General features: G+C 69.8%; 25 protein-coding genes and 3 pseudogenes. 8 read left to right on the forward strand and 20 right to left on the reverse strand.

What is annotated here, in order from left to right; genetic code table 11:
* Window positions 1-114 precede the first annotated feature (114 nt).
* Entirely contained in the window at window positions 115-657 is a 543-nt protein-coding gene (locus CP975_RS33540) for a GNAT family N-acetyltransferase (protein WP_055532949.1), read from the forward strand.
* Window positions 658-740: 83 nt separating this feature from the next.
* On the opposite strand, the gene CP975_RS33545 is transcribed toward CP975_RS33540, so the two are convergent.
* Window positions 741-1424, reverse strand: a complete 684-nt coding sequence (locus tag CP975_RS33545) for a GNAT family N-acetyltransferase (protein ID WP_055532943.1) — start codon at window positions 1422-1424, stop codon at window positions 741-743.
* Window positions 1425-1543: 119 nt separating this feature from the next.
* Window positions 1544-2389, reverse strand: coding sequence for an alpha/beta fold hydrolase (locus CP975_RS33550; RefSeq protein ID WP_055532978.1), 846 nt, complete (start codon window positions 2387-2389; stop codon window positions 1544-1546).
* A 52-nt stretch (window positions 2390-2441) separates the two neighbouring features.
* On the opposite strand from CP975_RS33550, the gene CP975_RS33555 reads away from it, so the two are divergent.
* Window positions 2442-4292 (forward strand): ankyrin repeat domain-containing protein, encoded by a 1851-nt coding sequence (locus tag CP975_RS33555; RefSeq protein WP_246201718.1) that lies wholly within the window; start codon window positions 2442-2444, stop codon window positions 4290-4292.
* A gap of 36 nt (window positions 4293-4328) precedes the next feature.
* Here the strand turns inward: CP975_RS33555 and CP975_RS33560 are convergent, their stop codons facing one another.
* A complete protein-coding gene (locus CP975_RS33560) occupies window positions 4329-4865 on the reverse strand; it encodes a hypothetical protein (protein ID WP_055532929.1) in 537 nt (178 codons plus the stop codon).
* 665 nt (window positions 4866-5530) lie between these two features.
* On the opposite strand from CP975_RS33560, the gene CP975_RS35255 reads away from it, so the two are divergent.
* Entirely contained in the window at window positions 5531-5707 is a 177-nt protein-coding gene (locus CP975_RS35255; protein ID WP_167532776.1) for a hypothetical protein, read from the forward strand.
* A gap of 148 nt (window positions 5708-5855) precedes the next feature.
* On the opposite strand, the gene CP975_RS33565 is transcribed toward CP975_RS35255, so the two are convergent.
* Both CP975_RS33565 and CP975_RS33570 read right to left on the reverse strand, forming a co-directional pair.
* Window positions 5856-6536 (reverse strand): hypothetical protein, encoded by a 681-nt coding sequence (locus tag CP975_RS33565; RefSeq protein ID WP_055532916.1) that lies wholly within the window; start codon window positions 6534-6536, stop codon window positions 5856-5858.
* 61 nt (window positions 6537-6597) lie between these two features.
* Entirely contained in the window at window positions 6598-6876 is a 279-nt protein-coding gene (locus CP975_RS33570) for a hypothetical protein (RefSeq protein ID WP_246201719.1), read from the reverse strand.
* A gap of 266 nt (window positions 6877-7142) precedes the next feature.
* Between CP975_RS33570 and CP975_RS33575 the strand changes: the two genes are divergently transcribed.
* A complete protein-coding gene (locus CP975_RS33575) occupies window positions 7143-8252 on the forward strand; it encodes an FAD-dependent monooxygenase (RefSeq protein WP_055532908.1) in 1110 nt (369 codons plus the stop codon).
* A gap of 65 nt (window positions 8253-8317) precedes the next feature.
* On the opposite strand, the gene CP975_RS33580 is transcribed toward CP975_RS33575, so the two are convergent.
* Window positions 8318-9370, reverse strand: a complete 1053-nt coding sequence (locus CP975_RS33580) for a serine hydrolase domain-containing protein (protein WP_246201720.1) — start codon at window positions 9368-9370, stop codon at window positions 8318-8320.
* A gap of 199 nt (window positions 9371-9569) precedes the next feature.
* On the opposite strand from CP975_RS33580, the gene CP975_RS33585 reads away from it, so the two are divergent.
* Together CP975_RS33585 and CP975_RS36290 are read left to right on the forward strand one after the other, a co-directional pair.
* The gene (locus CP975_RS33585; protein ID WP_055532907.1) at window positions 9570-10202 is read left to right on the forward strand and encodes a TetR/AcrR family transcriptional regulator; all 633 of its coding nucleotides are present in this window, start codon (window positions 9570-9572) and stop codon (window positions 10200-10202) included.
* A gap of 64 nt (window positions 10203-10266) precedes the next feature.
* Window positions 10267-10392, forward strand: a complete 126-nt coding sequence (locus tag CP975_RS36290; protein ID WP_262363175.1) for a hypothetical protein — start codon at window positions 10267-10269, stop codon at window positions 10390-10392.
* An 83-nt stretch (window positions 10393-10475) separates the two neighbouring features.
* Here CP975_RS36290 and CP975_RS33590 read toward each other — a convergent pair whose 3' ends face one another.
* Complete coding sequence (locus CP975_RS33590; RefSeq protein WP_055532906.1) at window positions 10476-11105, reverse strand: class I SAM-dependent methyltransferase; 630 nt, start codon at window positions 11103-11105, stop codon at window positions 10476-10478.
* 36 nt (window positions 11106-11141) lie between these two features.
* Here CP975_RS33590 and CP975_RS33595 point away from each other — a divergent pair.
* A pseudogene (locus tag CP975_RS33595) lies at window positions 11142-12053 on the forward strand (IS5 family transposase).
* A 1-nt stretch (window position 12054) separates the two neighbouring features.
* Here CP975_RS33595 and CP975_RS36105 read toward each other — a convergent pair.
* Both CP975_RS36105 and CP975_RS33605 read right to left on the reverse strand, forming a co-directional pair.
* Window positions 12055-12317 (reverse strand): annotated as a pseudogene (locus CP975_RS36105) (alpha/beta hydrolase); the annotation flags it as partial.
* Window positions 12318-12442: 125 nt separating this feature from the next.
* Window positions 12443-13045, reverse strand: a pseudogene (locus CP975_RS33605) (HAD family hydrolase).
* Window positions 13046-13529: 484 nt separating this feature from the next.
* On the opposite strand from CP975_RS33605, the gene CP975_RS33610 reads away from it, so the two are divergent.
* Complete coding sequence (locus CP975_RS33610) at window positions 13530-14177, forward strand: response regulator transcription factor (RefSeq protein WP_055532905.1); 648 nt, start codon at window positions 13530-13532, stop codon at window positions 14175-14177.
* Between the two features lie 24 nt (window positions 14178-14201).
* Here the strand turns inward: CP975_RS33610 and CP975_RS33615 are convergent, their stop codons facing one another.
* From CP975_RS33615 to CP975_RS33665, 11 genes are all read right to left on the reverse strand, one after another.
* Complete coding sequence (locus tag CP975_RS33615) at window positions 14202-15008, reverse strand: crotonase/enoyl-CoA hydratase family protein (protein ID WP_055532904.1); 807 nt, start codon at window positions 15006-15008, stop codon at window positions 14202-14204.
* A gap of 217 nt (window positions 15009-15225) precedes the next feature.
* A complete protein-coding gene (locus CP975_RS33620; RefSeq protein WP_070321249.1) occupies window positions 15226-16035 on the reverse strand; it encodes a class I SAM-dependent DNA methyltransferase in 810 nt (269 codons plus the stop codon).
* A 60-nt stretch (window positions 16036-16095) separates the two neighbouring features.
* Window positions 16096-17442, reverse strand: a complete 1347-nt coding sequence (locus CP975_RS33625; protein WP_055532902.1) for an aminotransferase family protein — start codon at window positions 17440-17442, stop codon at window positions 16096-16098.
* Between the two features lie 96 nt (window positions 17443-17538).
* Window positions 17539-18522 (reverse strand): amidohydrolase family protein, encoded by a 984-nt coding sequence (locus tag CP975_RS33630; protein WP_055532899.1) that lies wholly within the window; start codon window positions 18520-18522, stop codon window positions 17539-17541.
* The gene (locus CP975_RS33635) at window positions 18506-20209 is read right to left on the reverse strand and encodes an AMP-binding protein (RefSeq protein ID WP_246201721.1); all 1704 of its coding nucleotides are present in this window, start codon (window positions 20207-20209) and stop codon (window positions 18506-18508) included. Before CP975_RS33635 ends, CP975_RS33630 begins: the two co-directional genes overlap by 17 nt.
* On the reverse strand, window positions 20206-21033 hold the full coding sequence (locus CP975_RS33640; RefSeq protein ID WP_055532896.1) for an SDR family oxidoreductase: 828 nt from the start codon (window positions 21031-21033) through the stop codon (window positions 20206-20208). Before CP975_RS33640 ends, CP975_RS33635 begins: the two co-directional genes overlap by 4 nt.
* Entirely contained in the window at window positions 21030-22607 is a 1578-nt protein-coding gene (locus tag CP975_RS33645) for an SDR family NAD(P)-dependent oxidoreductase (RefSeq protein WP_055532890.1), read from the reverse strand. Before CP975_RS33645 ends, CP975_RS33640 begins: the two co-directional genes overlap by 4 nt.
* Window positions 22600-23895: a beta-ketoacyl-[acyl-carrier-protein] synthase family protein gene (locus CP975_RS33650; protein ID WP_055532886.1), complete on the reverse strand. Its 1296-nt coding sequence runs from the start codon at window positions 23893-23895 to the stop codon at window positions 22600-22602. Before CP975_RS33650 ends, CP975_RS33645 begins: the two co-directional genes overlap by 8 nt.
* A gap of 16 nt (window positions 23896-23911) precedes the next feature.
* Window positions 23912-24886 carry a ketoacyl-ACP synthase III gene (locus CP975_RS33655; protein WP_055532883.1) on the reverse strand — a complete coding sequence of 325 codons (975 nt, stop codon included), beginning with the start codon at window positions 24884-24886 and terminating at the stop codon, window positions 23912-23914.
* A 120-nt stretch (window positions 24887-25006) separates the two neighbouring features.
* Window positions 25007-25801 (reverse strand): SDR family NAD(P)-dependent oxidoreductase, encoded by a 795-nt coding sequence (locus CP975_RS33660; protein ID WP_055532880.1) that lies wholly within the window; start codon window positions 25799-25801, stop codon window positions 25007-25009.
* A 53-nt stretch (window positions 25802-25854) separates the two neighbouring features.
* Complete coding sequence (locus CP975_RS33665; protein ID WP_055532878.1) at window positions 25855-26889, reverse strand: 3-oxoacyl-ACP synthase III family protein; 1035 nt, start codon at window positions 26887-26889, stop codon at window positions 25855-25857.
* Window positions 26890-26902: the final 13 nt, after the last annotated feature.

Consider the following 26902-nt stretch of genomic DNA (forward strand, 5'->3'; position numbering starts at 1 on the left):
CTCTGGTGGACCAGTCGGTGAAGCTGGTCCGCGTCATGACGGGATGCCAGTTAAGGCATCCGGCCCCTCGGCCCGCCGAGGGACGCTGTCAGTGGCCCGTGCCACACTCCCGGGATGCACCACGACTCCCTCGAATTGCGTCAACTCACTTCGCCCCAGATGGTCGACGCCCGGCTCCGTCATGCCTTGATCGACTGCTGGGTCGACGTCACCAACGCCGGCGGGGCGGCAGGCTTCCCGTTCCCGCCCATAGATGCCCAGCAGGCAGCACCCGCCCTCGACGCCATCCTCACCAACCTCGCTCCGAACACCTGCCGCCTGCTCGTGGCTCTGGCCGAGGGGGAGGTGGTGGGTTGGCTCAACATACGCCGCGACCCCTTCGCCCTCATCGCCCACTGGGGAACGCTGCACCACGTTCAGACCCATCCCCGCGTCCGCGGTCGCGGCATCGGCGTCGCGCTGATGGCACGGGCCCGCCAGGTCGCGAGGGAAGAGATGGATCTGGAGCATCTGCACCTGGCCGCGCGCGGCGGGGTGGGACTGGAGCACTTCTACGGTCGGCTCGGGTGGAAAGAGATCGGCCGCTGGCCCGACGCCCTGCGCTTGGCCTCAGGAGACGACCGTGACGAGATCCTCATGATCCTCGCGCCCCTCTGAGGATCAAATCCGGGCGCTCTTGCTCGGTGGGATCCGTAGGAGTGCGCCGTGCGCAAGGGCGGATCGGTCGGCGTGAGTTGGTTCTACTCGTTGGGGGGTACCCCCGGCCCCCGTGCGATCAGGACATCGGCTTCGTGGTGCCAGCCGAGGGAGGAGTAGAGGTGCTGTCCTTCCTTACTGGCGATGAGAAGGCCGGTACGGGCGCCCTGGGCCACGGCGGCCTCCGCCAGAGCGCTCATCATGGCGCGGCCCAGGCCGCGGCGGCGGTGCGCCGCGTCCGTCTCGATGCGGTCGGCGATCGCATCGGCGCCGATCACAGCGATGGCGCCGTGCGCCGCCACCCCTCCGGAGGAGTCATGGAGGGAGACGACCGTGACTGGTCCCTCCGTGCGGACCTCGCGTTCATACGGCGCGGCCGGCGCGTGCTGCGGGTGCTCGGTCAGATCGGTCGTCATGAACCACTCGGACCGTTGGAGCACCTCGAGTCCGGCGGCGCTGACGACGGCTTCGACGGTGCCTGGGAGCAGCGTAGGTACCGTGAGCCAGGTGGTCTGTTGTGCGGCGGCGACGGATGCTGCCAGCCGTGCCAGGGACTTGGGTTCCTCGTCCGCACGCAGCGCGAACACCTCGACCTCGCGGCCAGGTTGGTTGCACTTGGACCACAAGCCGTCCTCGCCGGACTCGACCGGCTCGGCCGCGGGCAGGGAGCGAGCCACGGTCCAGCCGTTCAGCCAACGTCGTATCAGTGCTGATTCGATCTTCGTCATCCGGCGATTAGAGCATGACCACCATTCTCGTGTTTCCGCTCAACCGGCCAAGGCAGCGGTCGGCGAGGTTCTCTACGGGGTGGGCCTGTATACAGGAGGCGGACTCCGGCCCGGTGGCCCTACCCGCCCACAAGACCGTCCAGGATCTTGGCCACCTCGGGGGGACGGAGCCACACACCGAGGTGGCTGGCGTCCACGGTGTGCACGTCGAAGCGGTTACGAGGTGTGAGTCGGTCGGCCTCCGCGATCATCCGGTCCTGCATGGCCGGTGGTATCGCCTTGTCCTGCGAGAAGCGGATGTAGGTGCGGGGAATCCGGCCCCAGGTGTCGGCTCGGCCCCGCGCGTCGGCTGTCAGTACCTGCGGGGCTTCCGCCGGCTCGAAGGTGTTCAGGCAGGCACGGAACTGCTCGTCGGTGGCGTCGGCCATCAGTCCGTACTTGAGCGCGGCGAGGAACTCGGGGCCCCCCGAACGCCAGTTGACCATCGAGGTAGCGACCTCGGTATGCCCGAGCGTCGCCAAGTAGGCAGTTATGCTGGGCAGTTCGATACAACACCAGGCGGAGACGTAGACGACCCGGCTCAGTAGATCGGGCACCACATTGCCGACCCCGCTGATCGTCGCTCCGCCGCCGCTGGTGCCGACGAGGACGACGGGGCCGAATTCGCAGACGCGCCGCACGGCGTCGACGACGTGGGCGACGTTGTCCTCCAGGGTGACTTCGGCCAGCGGGGACGACTGCGCTGTGAACGCGTCCAGGTCCTGGGGTGCCTGATACGAGAGGGGAAAGCAGGCGTCGGCGCCGTGCCCGGGCAGATCCACCGCCAACGACCGGTGCCCCAGGAGGGTGAGCTCCCGCAGCAGTGGCGACCAGACGGCGGAGTTGCTGTGCGCGCCGTGGACGAGTACGAACGTCGGGCGATCATCCGGACGCGCCTGACTCTGACGTCCACTGCCAGAGGACATGGTCTCTCCTTCGGTCACCATGAGGGACGGGCAACTGCCCACCCTCCCATCCGTGCTGACGGCCCAGAGCACCGAGGCCCGTGATCGAGACGGACACTATCCGTACGCAGGCTTTGTCAGACCCCCCTGTCACCATCGGCGCATGGGGTTCTTCGACGATCTGGTGTTACCCGAGGAACCGGCCGCGGAGCGGACCGCGTTGGTACGGCTGAGCCCGCCGGGAGAGGGCGCCGCGCGTTACGCGCCGCCCGTCGACTGGTTCGCGCCGGTGCTGCACTCGCAGTTGGAGGTGGCCGGTGCCGGATCGCATGTCCGGGTGGTGATGACGGGATGGTCCCTGTGGCCGCACGCGGCGACCCTGCATCTGTCAGTCTTCCGCAAGGCCCGCTGGCGGAGTGCGGACTCCGGCCGGCAGTCGGGGCTCAGGGTCGGTCTGTTGTTCTGCGACGGCCGTCGGGTGACCTCATTGGACCCCACGGTGCAGCGAGCCGTGAAGTGGACAAGGCCGGATGGAGAGAAGTCCACGGCGATGACGGACCAGGCCGTCGGGCTGATCCCACTGGACCCCGGCTTGCACGGGTCCCGCCGGTCCCTCTTCAAGACCGACGTCGACCTGTATCTGGCGGAACTGCCACCGCCCGGCAAAGCGCATCTGGTCGTCGAGTGGCCGGACGAGGGCATCGACGAGACGCGCACCTCGATCGACACGGCCGCCTTGCATGCCTCCGCGGCGCGGGTGCTCGAGGTCTGGCCGGGCCTGGAGCCACCGGACCCCGCGGGGCAGCCGGGTTCCTTCTCGACCATCGAGATGGGAGGACCGCCTGGCTTCCTCGCCCCGCCTCTGACTGGACATCAGCGCATGATGCTGCGCCGCCAGGAGGAGGAGCGGCTGCGCTATGAGCCGCGGGCCGACTGGGAGCGGATGGCCTACGGCGATTGGGGGAACGCGGCGGTGATCCGGGCCCGGCTCGATGGGGGCGCGCCGCCCAGCACCCGCGCCGCAGGGCAGGAGTCGACCCCGCTGCACCTGGCGGCGGAGCGCGGGGCGGCGGAAGCGGTCGCCGCCCTTCTGGCCCATGGCGCGGAGGCCGACGCACGCGATGAGGACGAGCACACGCCTCTGTGGTACGCCGCCTGCACCGTGGACGAGGGCAGCGTCCGTGCGCTGATCTCCGCTGGTGCCGATGTGTGGACCCCACAGATAGGGCCCTGGTCACCGGGCCGGCTGCTGCTGACCACACCGCTCGCTCCACTCGTCGCTGGACTGCCCGGGGCAGTGGAACTGCCTGTCGAAGAGGCCGCTGCCTTCCGGGAAGCGGACGCGCTCATCGCGGCGTGCGGCGATCGAGAGCTGTGGACCGAGGGGCTCGGTCTCTGCTTCGTGCGGGGGCTGAGCGAGGAAGAGGTCATACGGCGCCTGGGTGCTGACCCCGCCAAGTGCCCGACGGCGGACCTTGAACACGGCCCCTTCGACCTGACGGACTATGACGAACCCCTCCGCTATGCAGGCGTGGTGAGCGTGCCCGGCGCGCCCGGCGGCTGCGTGATCACACAAGAGGGGTACATGCCGAGCGACGACGCCGTGCTGCGCGCGATATCGGCAGGCACTGACGCGTACGGCATCTACTTCAACCCCAAGGGCGGCACTTTCGGAACGCTGGCTCGGGACGGTGAAGTCGCTCTGTCCGAGGAGATCGACCTGTGGCCGGACGAGTCGGCCCCGGCCGCCCACTGGCACTTTCGCTTCTGGCAGCGACGGCACACGTTCCCCCACGGCGCCAATACCCTCGCCTACGCCGCTGCTATGGCAGGTCTGCGTATCAGCGACGCCCAGGAAGCGGTGGAACGTCGCTCGTCACGCCGCTGGGTGGAGCTGCCGCCACAGCTTCACGATGTCCCTTGAGCGGGCCCTGGAGGCTCTCGCGAAGGCTGCGGTGTGTCAGTCCTCGTCCGCACTGGACAGAGCTTCGGCGATCATGCGGGTGGCGAAGTCGGGGTCGTCGGTGATGCGGTTGATGTGTTCCGCGAGCAGGAAGGCAGTGGCTTCCAGGGGATTCATCTCCGCCTCCGTCCAGTCCCCGTACTGTTTGCGCCACAGGTTGGGGCTCAGGCCGGTGCCCGCGGCGATGACCAGGCCGGCCATGGTGGGGATGGCCTCGGGGCGGACACTCTTGGGCATCATGCGCATCGTGGTCACGAGCGTGGGCACCACGTACTCGATGACGTCCTTGCCGTGTTCCTCGTGGGCCTTCTGCAGCCACGTCATGAACATGTAGATGAGCGTGCACGCCCCGTCCAGTACGTCATGGACCTCCCTGGGACCCAGTGACGTGGCGAACTGGTTGACCAGCGCCTGGTGTTCGGAGCTGGCCCCGCTCTTGCCGTCGCGGATGCCTTTGAGTCGAGAGTCGATGATCATCAGGGCTGCGCCCACGTCGCCGACGGGAGAGTGCGCGGGATCGCAGGGCGATGACACAGGATTCCTCCTCGGTGGCAGCGGTGGGCAGCGCGGCGTGTCTGTACGCTAGACGGCCAATGCGGGAAAGATCCGGCGAATGCCCTTCTTGGCGTGGAGGGGCTGTCATCCCTTCGCTAACGCGCTTTTTGTGATCGCGAATGATCTCCCAGGGGCAGAGATCGCGGGTGTTCGGGCGCTGGTTCTGCCAGGCAGGTCAGTTGTCGATGGCCTGGTAGAGGGTGGTCCAGAAGCCGTGCATGGCCCGCGCTGGATCCGGGGTGGACATCCCGTTCATCGACGACGGTAGCCTGCTCGGTCTCGGTCACGACCCCGTGTCACCGGCTGCGGAGCGTTTCGGCGACACCGTCGGCTCACTGTCAACGCCGAGCGGAGCGACAGTCCGGTGATTGAGGTGTCCGTCGCCGAACTCCGCAACCTGCTCGCCGGTGCCGATCGAGACCTGGCCGACCCTCTAGCACTGGTAGCCGATTCTTCGAGATCCCGCCTCACCGGCGGCGCCACGTGGTGGCGTTCCAGCGGCGCTTGCTGGAGCTGGGGGCGCGCTCCCTCGGTCTGAACGATCAGGCGTGGAAGGTGGCCACGGAGAAGGACCTGATGGTCGAGCGGTTCGCCCGCGAAGGTATCCCCCAGATGGACACACTCACGCTGAGCGGTGCGAGCCGGTGGCCGTGCGTGGAGGCATTCGAGCGGCTGGGGCGGGATGTGGGGGCCTAGTCGACCTCGTTCCCCGCCACGGCGGTGTCGTCTTCGAAGTCGACGTCCACCCCGGCTTCAACTCCGTGCGCCCCGTCGAAACCATCGCCATCCCCTACGTCCAGGCCCACCTCGACCTGCTGTGACCCCAATCTGTATTTGGGGGGGACTTTGCATTTGCCCAGAAGGGATGGTGGCCGATGGATCGGGCGAGCCCTCTGCTCCGGTTGGACCGAGCGCCGATGAACCACTCGATCACGGCGCCCTGCGCCTGGGACGAGAGTTTCACCCGCCTCAGATGACGTCGGCGAGCGTGATGGCCAGGGCCAAGAGGCCGAAGGCCACCGGTGCCACCACAAAGAGGGACAGTAGCGGCAGGAAGCCGATGAGGCCTTCGCGGATCTTGCGGCCTGGCCGGAAACGCCCGTGTGGGCGGGGCAGTTCCGTCCGCAGGTCGAGGCGTTCGGCGGCGCGGTCCGAAATGAGTACTCCCGCACCGGGCGGCCGTGCCATCAGCGCGCGACGGACGAGTACGTCGATGGTCTCGTCACCGCCCCTCAACTTGTTCAGGATGAGCCGCACGCCGTGCGCGTCCGTCAGGATCAGCCGGTCGTCGGTCCGCGTCTGGCCCGGCACCTCGAGACGGCCGACCTTGGTGAGCCGGGCGAGATCGATGGTGTGCCGCCCGGTGAGGGTGCGGGCGAAGAGGAGGTCGCCATCGTGCAGGCGGGCGTGCCAGCCCATGTGGGCATAGACCGCCACCAGGCCGCTGACGAACAGCGAGACCAGGTTCAGGATGAGGAACCCGTCGGAGATCCTCCCGGCCCGGACGAGGACGACGGGGACCGCGAACATGACGACGGGTATCAACAGGACGCCGCTGTCGGCGGCCAGCCGGGCGGTGCGGCCCTGTCCGGCGGAGGCCGTGGTGGTCTCGGTGGAGTCCGCGGTGAGCCCGCGCGTGTTGGTCGTCATGGCTGTGACGCTATCGCCCTTGGCTTCGCCCCGCGGTTTCCGGTCACGTGGCCAGGTCCAGTCATTCCCCGACGGCCAGCACGTGTGCGCGCCCTCCCGCGTGCGTGCCGAACTCGCCCTCCGGGTCGGCGGCTTCGACGTAGCCCGCGATCTTGTCCGGCTGCTCGGCCTCGTAGTGCATCGGCACCGCGCGCCGGGCGTCGAGAGTCTCCGCGGCAGCGGCGGCTTGGCGCGGGACCGGCGCGGCGGACAGCGGGCTTGGCGGTTGCAGGTGCGGCGCGTCGACCACCGCGCCGTTCGCGGGCAGGAACACCGAGAACGCAGTTGTCCGGCGGCTCATGAACAGCGGCGGACGACGTGGTGGCTGGTACGTGGACGGCGCCGCGGTCCCAGGATGGAGAGCGCGGTGCGCCGCCGGGACCACAAGGGCCGGCCGGGGTGATCAGCAGCTGTACCGGTCCTGGGAACCGCTCCCCGAAACGCACCGCTGGTCGTGGCGCGCGGCAGCGTCTGGAACTATCAGCCGCAGCACCTGCACGCCGTCTATCGCAGGGTTACCTCTCCTCCAGGCCCCGCACCTCCACCACACGGATCAAGGAATTCAGCATGGCGGAACTTCGCATACTCATCGTCGGCGCCGGGATCGCGGGGCTGTCCCTGGCCCGGGCCCTCGAGGGCAACGGCATGAGTGCAGACGTAGTGGAGCGCGACGGTGAACTACGTTCCGCGGGAACCGGGTTGTATCTTCCGGCCAATGCGGTGCGCGCACTGAAGCAGTTGGGCTTGGGCGATGAACTCGTAGGCCGGGCGCACCCCGTGACACGGCAGCGGATCCTCGACCACCGCGGCCGCGTCCTGGCGGAGTTCCCCCTCAGCACGATCTGGGGCGAGGTGGGCGGCTGCTTCGCGATCAGCCGGAGCGAACTGCACGTCATGCTGCGCTCCTCGCTCGTTGCCCCGGGCATACGGCTCGGCACCGCCGTGACCGACATCAGCGCCGAGGGCACCGTCACGTTCTCCAGCGGTGAGCAGCGGACGTACGATCTCGTCGTCGGCGCTGATGGTGTCGGGTCCACGGTGCGCCGTACCGTGTTCTCCCACGAGGCACCACGTTTCCTGGGGCAGGTCTGCTGGAGGTTCGTCGCCGAGCAGACGCCGGAGAGCGCAGGGACGACCGACTGGACCGCGCGACTGGGCAGCGGAGGTCGCACCTTTCTGACCGTCCCTCTGGATGACGACCGGGTCTACTGCTATGCCGACATCAACAGCGCGGATCCCGAGGCGCCGGCCGGTGACTGGCGGTCACTTTTCGCGGGGTTCGCCGGTCCCGTCCCGTCCTTGCTGGAACAAGCCGGGGGCGCGCACTTCGCATCGCTTGCGGAGATCGCTGTCACGGACTGGGTGCGCCCGCGCGTGGTGCTCATCGGCGACGCCGCGCACGCCTGTTCGCCCAGTATGGCCCAGGGCGGGGCGATGGCCCTCGAGGACGCCCTCGTGCTGGCGGACCTCCTCAGCACGGCGACCGCCGAGACTGTCAGCCCGGCTCTGGCCGCTTATCAGGAGCGCCGCAGGGCCCGCATCCAGTGGGTCCTGGCACAGAACCACCGGCGCGACAAGGCCCGCAACCTTCCCTCCCCTCTGCGCAACCTCACCCTCCGGTTCGGCGGGGAACGCCTCGTCCGAACCAACCACGCACCTCTGCACGACACTCCGTAGCTCCCTGCCCCTGGCATCTGGCGCGGTGCCGGAGAGCACCGGATGAGCACGGGCACCGACGGGATCTACCCAGGCCTTTGGCAGTAACCCTGCTGGAAGGCAGCCCAGAAGTCCTCGTCGATCCCGGTGCCGGCGAACGAGTTCCAGTTGGTGTGGGCGACGAGTTGGTCGCGCCCGTCGCGGCTGTTGAGGACGTAGGTCAGGTACCCGGGTGCGCTGCCGCCGTGGCCGTACGCACGGCCGCACTTGGTCGCGTAGACATAGACCCCCAGGCCGTAGGCGACAGCGGGCGGGGCGCTTCCCGTTGTGGGGACCGTGTCGGTGAGCATCCGGCGAAGCAGGCCTTGGGGCAGTAGACGTCCTCGCAGCAGGGCCCGGTAGAAGCGTGCGATGTCGGCCGCGGTCGTGACGAGGGCGCCCGACGCGCCGGCCTCGGACGGGCTGAACGCGGTGACGTCGAACCGGGTTGGGTCCGGCGCGTTCGGCAGCAGGAGCGAGACGTCCGCGTAGCCGTGTACGTGGGCTCCGTCGATGACGGTCTGTGCCAGCGGGTACGAAGTGTCGCGCAGCCCGAGCGGGGTGAAGACGCGGCGTTCGAGGTTGGTGCGCAGATCGCGGTCGGTGATCCGTTCGACGATCAGGTCGAGGAGCAGGTAGTTGGTATTGGAGTAGCGGAACCGGGTCCCGGGAGCTGGGAAGTACCGGGGCTGGGCGAGGCCGATCCTGATCAGCTGGTCACGGGGCCAGTACTGGTCAAGCCCGCGGAAGTAGGGAAGCAGCCCGTCGATGTAGTCGTACAGCCCGCTCGTGTGGTTGAGCAACTGGCGGACAGTGATGGGCGCGCCGGACAGTGCGTTGTCGGCGCGGACCTGGTCGGGCAGCAGGCTCTGCACGGTGTCGTCGAGGCGCAACCGGTGCTCGGCGACGAGTTGCAGGACGACCGTTGCGGTGAAGGTTTTTGTGACGCTCCCGGTGCGGAACTTCAGGTCCGGCGCCATCGGCGTGCCGGCGGCACGGTCGGCGACGCCGGCCGCGCCGAAGCGGTCGTCCGAGCCGCGGCGGGCGAGGAGGAAAGCGCCTGGGTTGGGGTTCGGGTCCGCCACCACCTGGTCGACCAAGGCTTGCAGGGCCGGGTCACGGCGGCTGCCGGCCGTCTGTCCGTCACTGGCCTGGCGTGCGGCGGCCGTACCGGGTGGCAGCAGGAGGGCAAGAGCAAGTCCCAGACCCCATAAGCGGGTTGAGCGGTGTCGGATCATCGCAACGTCCTCTCCGATAGCAATATGGACGTACGGTTATAGCACGCGATACCGTCCTCTCGTGCCGAGAGTTGCCGACCATGACGCCCGACACGGGCAGATCACCGACGCCGTCCAACGCCTGATCGTGCGACACGGCCTCGCCGCCGTGACCGTCGCGCGGACCGCCGCGGAAGCGGGAATGTCCGTCGGTCTGGTGCAGCACTACTTCACGGCGAAGGACGAGATGCTGCTGGCCACGTTCACCCGCGTGAACGGGCGTTTCACCGCACGGGTGGACGAGCTGGTGAACCGGGGCGAGGCCGAGGGCCGAACCATCGCCGAGATGCTGCGGCAGGCGTTGGCCGAGCTCGTGCCGCTCGACGACGCCCGCCGCGCCGAGTTCCTGGTCCGTCTCGCCTTTGCGGACCGGGCCGCGCACAACGCCCGCCTGGCCGCCGTCCAGAGAGAGACCCTCGTGGGCATCCGCTCACGCGTCGCCCAGGCCATCGACAATGGCACGGCATGCGGCGAGGTCGCTCAGGGAATCGACGCGGCTGACCAGGCCCTGCAAATCGTTGCGTTCACCGAAGGACTCGCCCTGCACGCGCACATCGACCCCGACGGCACACCGAAACCGGCGATCCTCGCGGCGCTGGACGGCCGGCTCGGCCGCGTCTTCACGGGAACCTGTCGACATACTCAGCCCGGCTAGAGATGGGCAAGGCGGCACCTTGGGACGCAACACCCGACGGCATCACGATGGTCGTGCTCGCTGGGTGTCACTTCAGGTGTCGGGTGAAGAACTGGGCCGCCGCGACCGCCGCGACCGCCGCGACCGCCGCGACCGCCGCGACCGCCGCGAACTGCGGGACGCCGGTGCGCCCGCCCTAGCGCCCGTCTGACAATTCCCGTCGGATCAGCGAGCGTCCGCCGAGCCGGCAGTCCGGAGGTGCTCCGACCGTCCGGCGCGTTTTGCCGGGCCGGATCACGAACGGCGGGCCAGCAGGTGGGCGTCGAGGAAGCCCCGTTCGGAGCCCGGATCGTGAAGCAGCCGGGCGAAGGGAACGAGCCCGGCATCGGCCAGCAGTTCGGCGAGGCGGTCCGCCGGCCAGCTGTAGGCAGGCGCCACCTTGTGGTCGAACCAGACCGGCTCCGGTCCGTCGGTCCCGAAGAAGGACACCAGGAGCAGACCACCCGGAGCCAGAACGCGTACCTGCTCGGCGAGCAGCCCCGGCAGTTCCTCCGGAGCGGTGTGGATCATCGAGTAGTGGGCCAGTACACCGCCGAGCACACTGTCCTCGATCGGCAGAGACTCCATCCGCGCCTCCTGGAAGTGCAGCGCCGGATGGGCCCGCCGGGCGTGGTCGACCATGCCGGGGGAGAGATCGAGCCCGAAGGCGTCCAGGCCCAGCTCGTGCAGCATGGCCGTCAGATGCCCGGGCCCGCACCCGACGTCAGCTGCCCGCAGGTTGCCCGTCGCGCGCACCAGTTCGGCGAAGGTGCCGATCATGGCCCGGGCGAACGGTTGTGTCTCCAGCCGGTCTGCGAACAGCGATGCGTACAGCTCGACGACTCCGTCGTAGGCCGCCCTGGTTTCGTCCTGATGATTCGCCACATGCAGGACCCTATAGCCGGTCTGATCATTGATCTTATGGCAGGTCGAGGTGAGCTGACGGATGCGGCGTGGGAGCGAATAGAGCCCCTGTTGCCGCGGGTGGATGGGCGTGGTCGTCCGTGGCGTGATCACCGGCAGGTGGTCAACGGGGTGCTGTGGCGGCTGCGGACCGGGGCTCTGTGGCGCGATCTGCCCGAGCGGTACGGACCCTGGCAGACCGTCTACGAGCGGTTCGCCCGCTGGGAAGCGGACGGGACCTAGGCGAAGCTGCTGGAACACGTCCAGGCCCGCGACGACGCGGTGGGCCGGGTGGAGTGGACCGTCTCCGTCGACTCCACGATCAACCGAGCGCACCAGCACTCGGCCGGCGCCCGCAAAAAGGGGCCGCAGACGGGGACGAACTGGAAGATCCGGGCCGCTCGCAGGAGCGTCAGGCCCTCGGCCGGTCCCGGGGCGGGCTGACCACCAAGGTCCACCTCGCCGTCGACGGCCGTGGCCTCCCTCTGTCCATCGTGCTCACACCCGGCAACGTCAAAGACGCCACCGCCTTCGGCCAGGTCCTCGACAGCATCCGCATTCCGCGCGCTGTTACGGGCCGACCTCGTACGACACCGGCGCGGGTGCTGGGCGACAAAGCGTATTCCAGCCGGGCGATACGCCACCTGCTGCGGCGCCGGGGCATCGTTGCCACGATCCCCGAACGCCGCGACCAGATGGCCAACCGCTGGCGACGCGGAGCTCACGGCGGTCGCCCACCCGCCTTCGACAAAGACATCTACCGCAACCGCAACGTGTTCGAACGATGCTTCGCCCGTCTCAAGCAGTTTCGTGCGATCGCGATGAGGTTCGACAAGCTCGCCGATCGCTATCGGGCTGGAATCGTTGTGGCAGCTCTGGTCCTGTGGCTCCGCGAGCCCGCCGAGTGATCATTTGTCAGACAGGCCCTAGTGGCGTGCAGCGTCTTCTCCCTGGAGCCGAAAGCGTCGAACAGGTCCAGGGCCGCCTGTCGGTCGTTCCCTTCGTCGTCCCACTGCAACAGGACGTGCAGCGGAATGGTGACCTGGCGGGCCTCCTCGAACATGGCGCGAGGGACGAAACTCCCGGCGAACAGAACGGCGGCCGAGACGCGCGGCTCGACCACCGCCAGCCGGACCCCGATGCAGATCACTCCCCCGAGTACCCGACCGGGCCGCCGATCTCGGGCAGCGACAGTTGTACGGGGCGCAGCGTTACGTGGGACGTGCTTGTCGTGCCGCTTGCGGTCTTATGGCGTTCCCCGTCCCTCCGGGCGTCCCGTGGCTCGGCGGGTGGCGACGAGCCCCATCCGAGGCGCAAGCTCATTGCCCTGTAACGGAATCCTCCAGCCGGTGAGGGGGGACTCCGGAGACGAAGGCGAGGATGTCGCAGGCCGCTTCGTGCAGGCTGTCGAAGTGGCGATGCTCGCCGTCCACCGCTCCGGGGGAGTTGACGCTCCATACCGTCATCCCGGCCCGCAGCCCTGACCGCACCCCGGAGGGGGCGTCCTCGATGACCAGTCAGTCCTTGGGCTGGGCACCGAGTCGTGCGGCGGCTCGCAGGTACGGCACCGGTGACGGCTTGCCTTGCTCCACCGCGGCCGCGTCCGCCACGACCTCCGGGACCGGCAAGTCCGTCCGTGCGAAGCGCCCACGCACCCGGTGCTCATAGTTCGACGTCACTAGCGCCCAGGTGGCGGTGCGGACGTCGTCGTCCTCCAGCTCGTGCTGTGCGGCCAGGCACTCCCCGGGATCGTGGTCCCGAGCGACCCGCGCGAAGGTCTCCACCGGCCTCGTCCGCAGCGCCACCCGGTAGACCTCGTCGGGGTCAAGGCCGTATCGCTCTGCCCACGTCCGCCAGACCAGGCGTTGATTGTCGACGGCATCGATCAACGTGCCGTCGACATCGAACAGGACATACGTCATCGCACCAGTTTTCCGATCTGAGCTACCTCTGGTACCAGGAGTACCGTTGGTACCGCGAGTACCGTACGATTTCTCGTACATGGTACGACTGGAGGCTGCCGGAAAAGTGTGTGTCCGTGACAGTCTCTAGTCAGTCGTCTGTCATCCGCGGTCGGGGCAAGGAGGAACGACCGAATCCGAACGCGGAATGTCCAACGGGGTGTCTAGGAGCGACTGATTCCGTTTTCGGAATGTCCAACGGGGTGTTGTCCCACGATTGATTACGTGACATTGAATGACTCCGAGTGCCGGCCTGACCAGCCCGCCCCCTGGAGTCAGCCGTGCGGGAGGCCACGGGCCCACGCAGCGACTGACCCAGCTCGTCTGATACCGCTCGTCTCGACGCGCCGCCCTCGGGGCGGCATCCGGAGCGTGGCGCAGGCACATCTCGGAGCATTGCAGACCTGACTACCCATCCGCTGCACTCACTGCGTGAGGAGTCCCCATGCAAGCGTTAGGTGTACTCGTCGTCGATCGCCACCCCGTGGTCAGGTACGCGCTGTCGTCACTGCTCGACACGAGAGTGGCGTGGACGGCGGAGGCCGCCACGAGTGACGAGGCGTGGAATGCCGTCACAACGTCCTGCCCGGGTGTCGTCGTACTCGAACTGGAACTGGACGGCGCGACCAGCGGTGCCGATCTCTGCCAACGGGTGAAGGCGATGGAGGACGCGCCCCGGGTCGTCGTCTTCACCGGAGACACCTCGCCCGGGGCCGTCGTCTCCGCCATATCGGCGGGGGCCGACAGCTTCCTGCACAAGAGCGTGGGCAGTTCGGAACTCGTGGACGCGGTGGTGCGCACGTACAACGGCCAACGCATGTGGATACTTGGCAAGAACGAACGCGAACACGTGGACGTGCGCAGCGTCATGCCCGACGGGCTGCCCGCCATCACCCGCCGGGAAGAGCAGGTCCTGAGCCTCGTACTGCGCCGCTATACCAACGAGGAAATCGCCAGCGAACTCTCCCTGGCCTCCCAGACCATAAAGAATCAAGTCAGTAGCGCCCTGCGGAAACTGGGCGTCAGCGGCCGACGTGAACTGTTCCGTAAGTACTCCTCTCCGACCGGGGTGACCACCGGGGCCCGGGGTTGACCATCCGGTCCCCGTCCGTGCACGTCATCGCGGTCCGCCCGGACGTTCCCGGACGAACTCACGCGCACCTGCCCGCGCGCCGGGGGAGTCGAGGATCCCCGACAGCAGCTCGCGGTGCGACCGGTACTCGTCCGCCAACTCCCCGTCGCGCACCCGAGCGAGGACCCCCTTGCTCGCGAGGACGGCGTGGTCCGCATGCGCGGCGATCTTCTCCGCCAGCTCGCAGGCGGCCGTCAGCGCCGTCCCCGGGGCCACCACACGGTTGACAAGACCCAGCGCGAAGGCCCGCTGCGCATCGATCGGTTCGCCGGTCAGTGCCATCTCCATCGCCACGGCCGGCGCGATCGCGCGCGGCAGCCGCAGCAGTCCGCCGGCCGCGGCCACCAGCCCTCGGCGCAGCTCGGGCAGCCCGAACACCGCGTCGTCCGCCGCCACCACCATGTCGCAGGCGAGCACCATCTCGAAACCACCGCCGACCGCCGCACCCTCCACGGCGGCGATCAGCGGCTTGCTCGGCGGCTGCTCCGTCAGACCGCCGAAGCCACGCCCCGGCAGGGAGGCGCGCTCCCCGCGGGCGAAGGCCCCGAGGTCCATGCCGGAGCAGAACGCCGGCGGGGTGCCGGTCAGGACGCCGAGACGCAGCTCCGCTCGGGCATCCAGTTCCGTGAAGGCGGCGGCGAGCCGTTCGGCCATGGCGCGGGTCAGCGCGTTGCGTACGCGCGGCCGGTTCAGTTGGATCACGAGCACGGGGCCGCGGCGCTCGACGAGCACGTCCGTGCCGCTCCCGCTGCCCGCTTCGGCCGGACGATCCTGCCCGAACTCTTCGCTCATTGCTTCTGCCCACCCTGAATCGGTGCACTTGACGGGGGTCGGAACCATCAGCGTAGTGACGGTTCCACCGGCTACCTACGCCCTGGAAGTACTCGTCCTGCGGCCCGTTCGAGTACCCCCGATGCCTGTACGGGCAGGTTCGGGCACGCTCGGTGCGGCCGAGGCCGGGAGCGGCTGGTCGCCGCCCCCGGCCTCGGTCACGTCCGGCGCCGGACGGTCACTGCTTGCGGTAGACGGACACCGCGTCCCTGCTGTCGTAGTGGAAGGGCTCCTTGCGCCAGCCTCCCCAGCGGTCCTCCAGCGTCAGGCCGCCCAGCCGGGCCATCAGGTCCTGCTCCGAGGGCCACACGAACCGCATGGTCGCCGCGATGATGCGGTTGCCCTTCTCGCTCATGATGACGTCCGTGCGCTTGACCATCTGCGTCGTCGGGTCGACGTGGTTCATCTCGAACCAGGCGAGCCGCGGGTGCCCGGCCAGCCGGCCCGAGATACGGAACGGCTCGGTCATCCCGTAGTCGTTCTGCCGCCCGCGCTGGTAGTACGTCATGTCCGGCACGATGTTCTGGACGACGAGCCGCCCGCCCGGCTTGAGCCGCTTGGCACTGTTGGCCAGGCAGCGGGCCTGCTCGTCCTGGTCGGGCAGGACGAACAGGGTGGCGAGGGCGATGAAGATGACGTCGTAGTCCTCCTTGACGTCGACATCGGCGAAGTTGCCCTCGAAGACCTCGATCCGGTCCCCGCCCGGCTTCTCCTTGAGCTTCAGCAGCATCTTCGGCGAGGCGTCGATACCGGCCACCCGCACGCCGCGCTGCGCGAGCGGCAGGGCTACGCGGCCCGTCCCGATCCCCAGCTCCAGGGCGGTGCCGCCCTTGGCGAGGCCCGCGAGGAAGTCCGCGGCCTCCTCGGCATCGTCCCGGCTGTCATCGGGGGTCCAGCTGTCCCAGATGTCGGCGTACCGGTCCCACTCCTCCGCCGCCTCTTCCTGCCACTGCTTGCTGGTCTTGCGATCGGTGTGCGCATTGGACATGTCGTCACTCACCTTCCATCACGTGGAGAAAACGCGTTGCCGTCCCGTGGCCCTGACGAGTCATCCCATGGCCTTGGCGAACCCGGACTCGGGGCGCCGACCCGACTTCACATCGGTGAGCGCGCCGTCGAGCGCATCGGCTATCTCCGCCACGTCGTCCTCGGTGATGACCAGCGGCGGCATGAGCATCAGATTCGGTACGACACGCAGGCTGGAGCTGAGCACGCCTCGGCTCTCCAAGGTCATGCGCAGCTGGTTCACCTTGCCCGGGGACCACGACGGACCGCCGGGCTCGCCGAGCTCCAGGCCGCAGAACAGGCCGAGAGCGCGGAAGGCCCTCAGCTCGGGGTGCTGGGCCTGGAGCTTGCCCAGGGCGGAGAGGAGATCAGCCTCACGGCGGCGTACGTTCTCCAGCACGCCGTCCTCGGTGAGCGCCCCGATCACCGCGAGCGCCGCCGCAGCGGCCACCGCGTGGCCGTCGTTGGTCGAGCCGACGCTGAGCGCGGTGTCGCCCGTGGTGCGCTCGTGCAGCTGCTCGTAGAGGCGGTCGTGGATGGCGACGGCCGACATCGGCACGTACCCCGAGGTGATGCCCTTGCCCAGGGTGATGATGTCGGGGGTGACATCGGGCAGTTGGCCGGCGCGGGTGAAGTCGCCGACCCGGCCCATGCCGGTGACGACCTCGTCGAAGATCAGATGGATGTCGTGCTGACGGCAGAACCGGCCCAGGGAGCCGAGGTACTCGGGGGACAGGATGTGGCCGCCCTCGCCGACGACGGGCTCCACGATCACCGCGGTCACCCGCTCGGGGCCGAACTCGGTGATCAGCCGTTCCATGTCGCTGACGCCCTGCGTCGCGCCCGCCGAGAACGGGCCGGGAGCGTGGTGCACCTCGGGGAGCATCGGCCCGGTCTGGTGGTGCAGGTAGGGGACACCGGTCACCATGCCGGCGCCCGGCCCCTGCCCGTGGAAGCCGTCCCACATGGCGAACACGGCCATGCGCTCGGGCTGCCCGGCCCGCAGCCGCAGGAAGCGCGACAGCTGGAGGGCCATCTCCACCGCCTGGGCCCCGTTGCTGGCGAACCGGACGTGGTTGATGCCCTCGGGCAGATGACGGACGAGGGCCTCGGCGCAGTCCACGGTGACCTGCGCGGGACGTCCGTAGCCGTAGCTGTTGGCGAACGGCAGCCGGTCCACCTGCTGCTTGATGGCCTCCTTGACGCGGGTGTTGCCGTAGCCGAGCGTCACGTTCCACAGCCCGGAGCGGCCGTCCAGGTACCAGCGGCCACCGGAGTCACGGACGCGCACGCCGTCGCCCTCGGTGAGCAGGTCGTCGCGGGACAGCGCCTTGAGGTACGGGCGCGGCACGCCGCTGTTCCACAGGGCGTAGTCGGCGGGGTCAATCACGATGGGTCCCTTTCTCTGCTGGATAGGTGCTCTCTGCTGATTACGTGCTCTCTGCTGGATACGTGCTGGTTCTGTGCTGGGGCGCGCGCACCGGCGTCAGCCGGGGCCGAGTCCGAGCAGGCGGGCCGCGTTGCCGTACAGCCAGAGGTCCGTGACCTCGTCGCCGAGATCCAGGGCGGCGACCTGCCGGGCGAGCGCGGCGACCGGATCGGCGTTGACCCAGGTCGCCGAGCCGAACAGGACCCGGTCGCGCAGCACCGTGGTGCCGTACAGGAGCAGGGATTCCCAGCCCGATCCGGGGCGGGCCATCCACTGCGGTCGGTGGGAGGAGATGTCGAGGTAGACGTGGCGGTGCCGCTGGGCGATGGAGATCAGCTCAAGGGTCCAGGGCCAGGCGGCGTGCCCCGCGACGATCGGCAGGCCGGGGTGACGCAGGGCGATCCAGTCGACGTTGCGGGGATGGCACAACTCGGCCGCGTGCCGCGAGAAGTGGTGCCCGGTGTGCAGCCACAACGGCATGCCCAGCTCTCGTGCCCTGCGGTAGACCGGGTCGTACGCGGTGTCGCGCGGGTCGACGCCCTGCCAGAACGGGGTCACCGCGAAGCCGCGCATACCGAGAAGATGGCAGCGTTCCAGCTCGGCGACGGCACGGCCCGGGTCGGTCAGGTCAATGCCCGCCCAGGCCCGGAGCCGGTCGGGCGCCTTGGCGGCGACGGCGGCGACCCGGCTGTTGACGTCGTCGCCGTCGGCGGTGGCGCCGCCGCAGCTCATCAGGATCTGGTGGACGACGCCGTTGTCGTCCATGGTCTTCAACAGCGCGTCGGAGTCGACGCGTTCGGGCTGACCCGACACGAGCAGGTCGACGGCACCGTCCTGGTCCCCGGCGTCTAGGCGGGCACGGAAGCGCGGGTAATCGGCGCCGAAGACCGCGGTCGCGTGCCGGCCGAAGGCGCGCAGGTACGCCGGCGCCACCGCGCCGAGCCCGCGGAAGTACGTCCGCCAGCACTCGCGGTCCAGGGACAGCGCGCAGACGTCGACGACACGGTGCGCGGGGGCGGCCGGCTCAGCGGATGCGGTCACGGGTGACCTCGATCCCGGCCGCCACGCGGTCCCAGGTGTCGGGGGTGACGCCCTGGGCGCGCAGCGTCTCCTTGCGGACCTTGCCCGTGTCCGTCACGGGAAGCTCGGACAGGACACGCAGATAGCGCGGCACCATGAAGTGCGCCATGCGAGGCCGCAGGTACCCGATGAACTCCTCCGGTTCGAAACGGGCCCCGGGCCGGAGCACGAGGGCGGCGAGTATCTCGTCCTCGGCGAAGTCGCTGGGCACCGCCACGGCGGCGGCGAACGCCACGGCGGGATGGCTCAGCAACTCGGCTTCGACCTCCATCGAGGACACGTTCTCGCCGCGGCGCCGGATGGCGTCCTTGATGCGGTCCACGAAGAAGTAGTCGCCGCCGGGCTCACGCACCACGGCGTCCCCGGTGCGGAACCAGCCGTGCCGCCATGCCCCCGCGGTGGCCTCCGGCATGGCGTGGTAGCCGTGGAACAGCGACCACGGCCGGTCGGCGCGCAGCACCAGCTCGCCCACGCTGCCGTCGGGTACGTCGATGCCGTTCGCGTCGACCACCCGGCACTGCACCCCCGGCCGCGGCCGCCCGCAGCTGCCCGTGCGCTGCGGATTGAGCGGTGACACCAGCGGCGCCGAGGTCTCGGACATGTTGAACCCGGTGTAGACGTCCACGCCGAAGCGGCGGCCGAAGTCCAGGGCCTGGCGCGTCAGCGGTATCACGCACGCGGCCCGCAGCGGGTGTTCGGCCTCGTCCGGCCGGGGGGCCAGACCGAGCAGGAAGTCGACCATGGCGCCGAGCAGGGTGCACATGGTCACCCCGTGGCGGCGCACCACGTCCCAGAACTCGCCGGTGCGGAAGTTCTCGGTGACGACGATCGAGCCCCCGAACAGGAGCATGCAGTAGGCGACTTCGGTACCGCCGCCGTGGCACAGCGGCAGGTTGAGCAGATACCGGTCGTCCTCGCCGATGTCGTCGTCGAGGAGCGCGGTCACCGTCGAGTAGTGATGGACGTAGGAGACCAGGACGCCCTTGGACGGGCCGGTGGTGCCCGAGGTGTAGATCACCGCCATGGTGTCCCAGGGCGCGACCGGCCGCTCGGGCGGGACGAAGTCCTCCGGCAGGCCCCGCAGCGCCGCGGGACCGTGCACGCGCGGGGCACCGGGCAGGGCGTCCGGCCAGGGCGCGTCCGGTCCGCCGCCGAGGACGACGACCTCCTGGAGGCGGCTGTCGCCGATGTGCTGGAGCCGCTCGACGAGCAGCGCGTGCACCACAAGGACCCGGGCCCCGGAGTTGTCCAGTACGTGTTCCAGGAGCGCGCCCCGATAGGCGGTGTTGACAGGGACGTGGACGGCGCCGAGGAGATTGACGCCGTACCAGACGCGCAGCGCGTCCAGGCCGTTGGGCAGCCAGCACAGCACGGTGTCGCCCTGACGCACGCCCAGCCGGTACAGGGCGGCGGCGGTGGTGCGCGCGTCGTCGTAGGCCTGCCCGTACGTCCAGTGGGTGCCGTCCTCGAAGACGGCGTACACGCGGTCGGGATGGGCCTCGGCGCGGGCGGCGAGCAGCGCGCCCGTGACGCAGTGCTCGGCGTCCGGTACCCGTGCGTCCCCCGGCGGGAGGATCTCGACGAGGCGGTCGGCCGCCACGTCGAGATCCCGCGCCGCCGTGGCCGCTGACGTCGTGGGGCCCGTCATTCAGGGATCCCGGGCACGTCGACCATGTGACCGCCGGAGGCGTCGTAATGGCGCAGCGTCCGCAGGTACTGCTCCCAGTTGACCAAGGTCTGGGCACTCCTGCTGACGGGGCGTACCGGTATCAGCGGGCCGATGCTGACAGCGGGCGGGCGGGTGATGGCCCACAGCACGACATCGGCGATGTCCGAGGGGTCCAGCAGATCCGTGACACCCACCCCCAGCGACTCGGGGTCCTGCGCCAGGTCCGTGCGCACCCAGCCGGGCAGCACGGCGATGGCGCGGACCCCCAAGTGCCGGTTCTCCAGGTCGATTTGCGCGGTCAGCGCGTTCAGGGCGCGTTTGGTGATGGAGTACGGGGCCGACCAGTCGGCCTGTAGGAGACTGCCCTCCGAGCTGATGTTGACGATCCAGCCGTGGCCGCGCTCGCGCATCCCGGGGAGCACCGTGCGGGCCAGCAGGAAGGGGACGTCCAGATTGAGGTGGAAGGCCTGCCGCCAGTGGCGGGGGTTGGTGTCGTGGATGGGTCCGGTGCGAGCCAGGGCGGCGTTGTTCACCAGGATGTCGACGGGGCCGAGGGCCCGCTCGGCGGCGGTCACCGTCTCCTTGGGCACGCCGTCGGCCGACAGGTCGGCGATGAGCGTGACGGCGGGCACCTCGTGCCCGGCCACGTCGCGCTCGACGCAGGCCAGTTGGTCCTTGCGGCGGGCGACGAGGGCGACAGAGGCGCCGGCCGCCGCCAGCGCGCGGGCGATGCTCGCCCCGATGCCGGACGAGGCGCCGGCGACCAGCGCCACCTTGCCCTTGAGGGGCCTGTCCTCGGTCACCTGTGGTCCCCTTCCGGCACGGCGGGGCGGGGGCGTGGTACGCAGGGCGTCACAGCCGGGTTCCTTCCTCGAAGGGTGTGCTCGGGTGGGGCCAGGTTCGGCAGTCCGGCCAGGCAGTGACCGCCGCCGTCGACGCGCAGCTGGGTGCCGGTCAGCCCGGCAGCGGCGGGGCTGATCAGGTAGCAGACGAGCGCCGCGACCTCTGTCGCCTCGCTCATCCGGCCGGTCGGCACGAGCCGGTTGGTGGCCTCCAGGAACGCGGGGTTGGTGACGTCCGTCATCGGGGTGCGGACGAAACCCGGAAGCACGCTGTTGGCCCGCACCTTGTGCCGGGCCGCCGAGGTCGCGAAGTGGGTGGTGAACTGCGCGGTCGCCGCCTTGCTGAGCCCGTAGCTCGCCAGGTTCGCCACCGGCGCGCTCACCGCGGCCAGCGAGGAGACGGCGGCCACGGCCCCGCTTCGGCCCGCAGCCACCCAGTGTTCGAGCAGCGCGTCACACATACCCGCGTACGACAGCGAGTTGAGGGCCAGCAACTGCTGTCGGTTGGCGGAGTTGTCACCGGAGCCGTCGAAGGAGACGGCGCCCGCGCCGTAGGCGAGCGCGTCGACGCCTCCGGCACGCTCCCACGCCTCGTGCACGAGGTCGGCGGCCCGCGCCGGATCCGACAGGTCGGCGGTCAACACCCAGGCCGTGCGGCCCAGTTCGCGGACCTCGGCGGCGAGCTTCTCCAGCTCCGGGCGGCGGCGCGCGGCCAGGACGACATCGGCGCCGCGTGCCGCGCACTCCCGAGCGATACTCGCCCCGATCCCGCTGCTGGCGCCGGTGACCAGGACCACACGTCCGGTCAGCCGGAACGGGTCGGGCACCGCGGCGCCGTCACCTTCGGCGGCGGACGCGTCCATTCGCGGTGGGCGTGCCGAAGGCATGGGCACGATGCTCGCGTCGAGTCCGCCGTCCAGCGGCAGCGTCTCGCCCGCGACGTTGCCGAAGCCGCGCGAGGCCAGCAGCCGCAGTGCCGCCGCCAGTTCCTCCGGTGCGACGGGGCGGCGGGTGACCAGGTGGCGCAGCAGTTCACCCGCCGCCTCGTCGGTCAGCTCGTGCCCGAGGAACGGGGTGTAGCCGACGCGCACCGTGTTGGCGAGCACGCCCCGGCTCGCGCAGTGCTTGGCCAGGTGCTGCCACCACGCGTGGTCGGCGGCCCGCTGTGCGGCGGCCTCGGGCTCCGCGTCGTCGTGGACGTGCGGGCCCGTGTCGGTGACCAGGACGGCGCGGCCCTCGCCCCGTCGGGCCATGGCCTTCAGGACCCGGGCCACGTGGGGGCGGCGCAACGGAGGTGAGGGCCGGGCGCCGAGTGCTTCGTTGCCGATGGCCACGACGCAGTACACGTCCGGGGGCTGGGTCATGTGCGCGCTCTCGTCGTGCGTGACGTGGAAGCCGTGTCGCTCCCAGACCTCCCGGACCGCCCGCGTGTGGTCGGCGCCGGGCGGGGACTCCAGCAGGACGCGGCGGCCGACGGGCGCCAGGGAGCCCGTTTCGAGCACGGGCCCGGCGCCGGGCGGCGTGTGCTCAGTCATCGGTGCCTCCCAGGAGAATGGCGCTGGCCACGGAGCCGATCGTGTAGTTGAGACTGAGGGCCAGGTCGATGCGCGCGGGCCGCCCCTGGGTGCCGGGCACCGGGTCGAAGGTGCACACGTCGGCGGGCTTCTCGCAGTTCGCGGTCGGGGCGATGTGGCCGTGGCCCATCATCTGGAGCGTCGCCGCCACACCGATCACTCCGAGCGGGGCCCCGCTGTGTCCGAACACGGCCTCCTGGACGGTGACGGGCAGCCGGGCCGCCCGCTCACCGAAGATGGCGGGCATGATGTTGCCTTCCATGAGGTTGAACGCCCGGTCGCCGGTCGCGGCGCCGTTGACGTAGTCGATCTCGTCCGGCGATGCGATCCCGGCCATGCAGGAGCGCGCGGCGCGCACCGCCCCCGTGCCCTCGACGTCGAGGGCGAGGTTGGGCTGGGCGTTGCGGGTGGTGGTCTGGCCCAGGAGCCGTCCGTAGGTCCTGGCGCCCCTGCGCCGCGCGTGCTCGCGGCTCTCCAGGATCAAGGTGGCCGCGCCGTTGCCGTAGTTGAGGCCGGCGGCCCGCTGGTCGTAGGGGCGCATGGGCTCGTCGACGAGGGTGGCGGTCTGCGGTTCGCTCCCGGTCACCGAGCGTGCCTCGAGGTCCGCGTACTGCCGCAGTCTGCTCTCGCGCCAGTAGTCGGCGCCGGTGACCACCGCGATGTCCGTCTCGCCCGCTGCGATCATGCGGGCCGCGTTGCCGAGCAGCACGGACGAGGAGGCGCACCCGCAGGACAGCGTGTAGCTGGGGCCGGTGGCGCCGACGAGGCCCGCCTGGGTCGTCTCGACGTCCGACATCACCGCGTTGAGAACGTTGCGGAACAGTATCGAGCGGGCCTCGCGCGGGCTGATGTTCCGGGTGTCGGCGAGGAGCACCGGCAGATACGTGTCGACGATGGCGTCGGCCGTGGCGTTGCGGCCCGCGAGTACGGCGGCCTCGCCCAGTGCGCCCGAACGCCAGTCGAGCGCGGCGTCCTCGCACGCCTCCAGGAGGGCGAGCAGCCCGTACAGATGGATGTCGGAGTACTTCTCGACGAAGCGCGGCGGGATCTCCGGCAGTCGAGCGGCGACGGAGTCCGGGTCTAGGGGGACGCTGCCGAAGTAGGTGCCGTCGTCCTGCGCGAGGAAGGAGTCGCCGTGCGCGACGGCCGTCCAGAACTGCTCGGGTGTCGCCGTCGGCGCCGTACGCCCCGGCAGACAGAAGCCCATGCCGGTGACGAGTGCGTCCCGGGGGCCCTTGGTCGTGGTCACCGCATTGGCCCTTCGCTCAGATCCGGTACAGGAGGCTGCCCCAGCACCAGACGCCGCCGCCGATGGAGGGGGAGAGCACCAGGTCGCCGGGTTTGACGACGCCGCGCTCCCGCAGTTCCGAGACGGTGGTGGGGATGGAGGCGCTGGAGACGTTGCCGCGGAAGGCGAGGTTGGTCAGGACGCGCGCCGGGTCCGCTCCCAGGTTGTGCTGGATGCCCTTGGCCAGCGGCTCGGTCCCCGAGTGGGGGATGAGCCAGTCGATGTCGCCGATCGCCAGTTTGTTGCGGCCGAGGATCTCCTCCACGGTGTCGCTGATGTGGGCCAGGGCGACGTCGTTGAGGTCCGGGTGGCTCTTCACCCATCCCTTGTCCCCGCTCGCCGCGGACATGTGGGCGAGGCTGCCGTCGGTGTGGAACACGGAGTCGATGAGCCCGGGGGAGCCGCCGGGGGTGGCTTCGAGGACACACGCGCCGGCGCCGTCCGAGACGAGCATTGAGCCCTTGGAGCCGGGCCGCACCCGCCGCGTGACCCGCTCGGTGGTGGCCACCAGCGCCTTGCGGTAGCCGGTCGGGGCGGTCAGGAACGACGCCGCGGTGTGCACCGCCTGGATGAAACCGGCGCAGGAGCCGCACACCTCGAAGGCCATGGAGCCCTTCATTCCCAGCTCCGCCGCGGTGAGCGCGCCCACCTCGTGCACGTAGTTGCGGTCCGTCCAATGGCTGACGACCATCACATCGATGTCGTCGGCGTCGACCCCGGCCTGCTCCAGCGCCTGCCGGGAGGCCTGCGCGGCCATGAACACGGGGGTCTCGTCGTCGTTGGCCCGGTAGCGGGTGCGGACACCGACCCCGCCGATGACGCGGTCCTCCACGTGGCTCGTCGTCGCGTTCTCGACGCCGTGGTTGTGTATTTCCTCGGAGCCGAAATAGTGGCCGAATCCGGTGAAACGTATTCCGGCGTCTTCCCAGATTCCGTGCAGGCCTGTGGTCATGGACGAAAAACTAGTGGCGTCGGCATTCGGCTGCATCTGGCCTCCAGTACTCGATGATTCATGCCGCGGGTACTCGAAGTACCCCGCGAAAAAGCCGTAGTTCACCCACGGGTGGCGTCGTTACGGAACCCAGCCGGGCGGCCCGCCGCCGTCGACCCGAATGACCGATCCGGTGATATAGGGGTTTTCCGCGGCGAAGCACACCGCGTCCGCTATCTCTTCCTCCGTCCCCCAACGGCCCAGCGGGACAAAACGCTTCAGCCCGTCCATATAACGGGCGTGCCGTGGAAAGGCCGTGCTCTTCTCGCGCAGTGCCTCACCGTCCATCACGCCCGGCGCGACCGCCGCCACCCTGATCCCGTAGGGGCCGAGTTCATAGGACCAGGTACGGGTCAGCGCCTCCACGCCCGCCTTCGCGGCGGTGTACGCGGACTGCCCGTAGGCGCCCGCCGCGAGACCGGAGGAGACGTTGACGATGGCGCCGGGCACCCCGTGCCGCACCATGCCGGCGGCGGCCTCGCGGCCGACGAGGAAGACCCCCGTCAGGCACAGCCGCAGCGTCTGCTCCCAGTCGTCGAGCGGATGCGTGAGCAGCTCGGCGCCGCTGCCCTCCCGCGGTTCGCGCAGTAGCAGACGGGAGAGGTTGCGGCCCGCGTTGTTCACGCACAGGTGCAGCGGCTCGCTCCGGGTCAGGTCGGCGAACACCTCCCGCACCGACTCCTCCGAGGTGACATCGGCCCGCACCGCGCGCAGGTCCAGGCCCTCGGCCTCGGCCATGGCCCGCACCTTCTCCAGGCGTCCCGGGTCGAGGCCGAGGACCGTGGTGCGCCATCCCCGCGCCACCAGCAGCCGGGCGACGGCCAGGCCGAGGCCGCGGGTTCCCCCGGTCACCAGCGCATTCCTGGAATCGGACATGGCCGTTCACCTCTCGCTCTCGGTTGTCGCGTGCGCCGCGGCGGTACGGCCGTTCACTGGTACCGGAAAACCATGGCGCCCCAGCTCAGGCCGCGCCCGATGCTTACGCCCAGGAGTAGTTCGCCGGGTTTCACCGTGCCGTCACCGACGTATTCGGAGAGCGCGCTCGGCATTCCCACACTCGATGTGTTGCCGCGGCGCGGAAGATTCAGGAGCATCCGCTCGCGCGGAATTCCGAGGCGGTCCGCCATCGGATACAGGAGGTTGGTGTTCGCCTGATGCGGAATGCACCAGGAAATCTGTTCCGGTGCCAGGCCGTTGCGCTTGAGGACCGTCTCTCCGGCGTCGACGAGCATGTCGGGCGTGACCTCGGAGAGCACCCCGCCGCGCATCACCATCTTGTCGTTCTCGTCGATGTCGAAGGCGTCGTAGTAGCGGCCGTCGGCGCGCAGGACGACGTCGATCATGCCGCTGCGCGTCGGCAGGCCGTCGGCGCCGCCGCCCGAGGACTCGCCGCGCCGCCACACCGCGGCCGCCGCGCCCGCGCCGAAGAGCGCGGAGTTCTTGAACCCGAAGTTGAGGATGGCGTGCGGGCTTTCCGCGCACACGACGAGGGCGGTCCGGGCCCCCGTCGTCGCCAGCAGCCCGCGGGCCACCACGCTCGCGTACAGGAATCCTGCGCAGGCGACCGCGGTCACGTCGAAGCAGAACGCGTCACGGGCGCCCAGCTGCCGCTGCACCGGCAGGGAGATGTCCATGTAGTTGTTGCCGAGGGAGGAGGGGTTGGCACGTGGCCGGGCGGTCGCGCTGGTGCCGACGATCACGTCCACGTCGGAGATGTCGAGGCCCGCGTCGTCGAGAGCGCGCCGGGCCGCCTTGACGCCCATCTCGGCGAACCGTTCCTCGGGGCCGGCCCAGTGACGGGTCCGCACGCCCGTGTACGCGCGTATCCAGGCGTCGTCCACGTCCAGCTCGGGCAGGCGGGCGAAGTGGTCGTTGGTGACCGGCTCGCCGGGGAAGTAGTGGCCGACACCACTGAGCACGACCGGCGGGCCTCCGCCGTCGAGCGGTGACCGGGTTTCGGGCATGGGGGAGGTCCTT

The organism is Streptomyces alboniger (genome assembly GCF_008704395.1).
Taxonomy (GTDB): Bacteria; Actinomycetota; Actinomycetes; order Streptomycetales; family Streptomycetaceae; genus Streptomyces; species Streptomyces alboniger.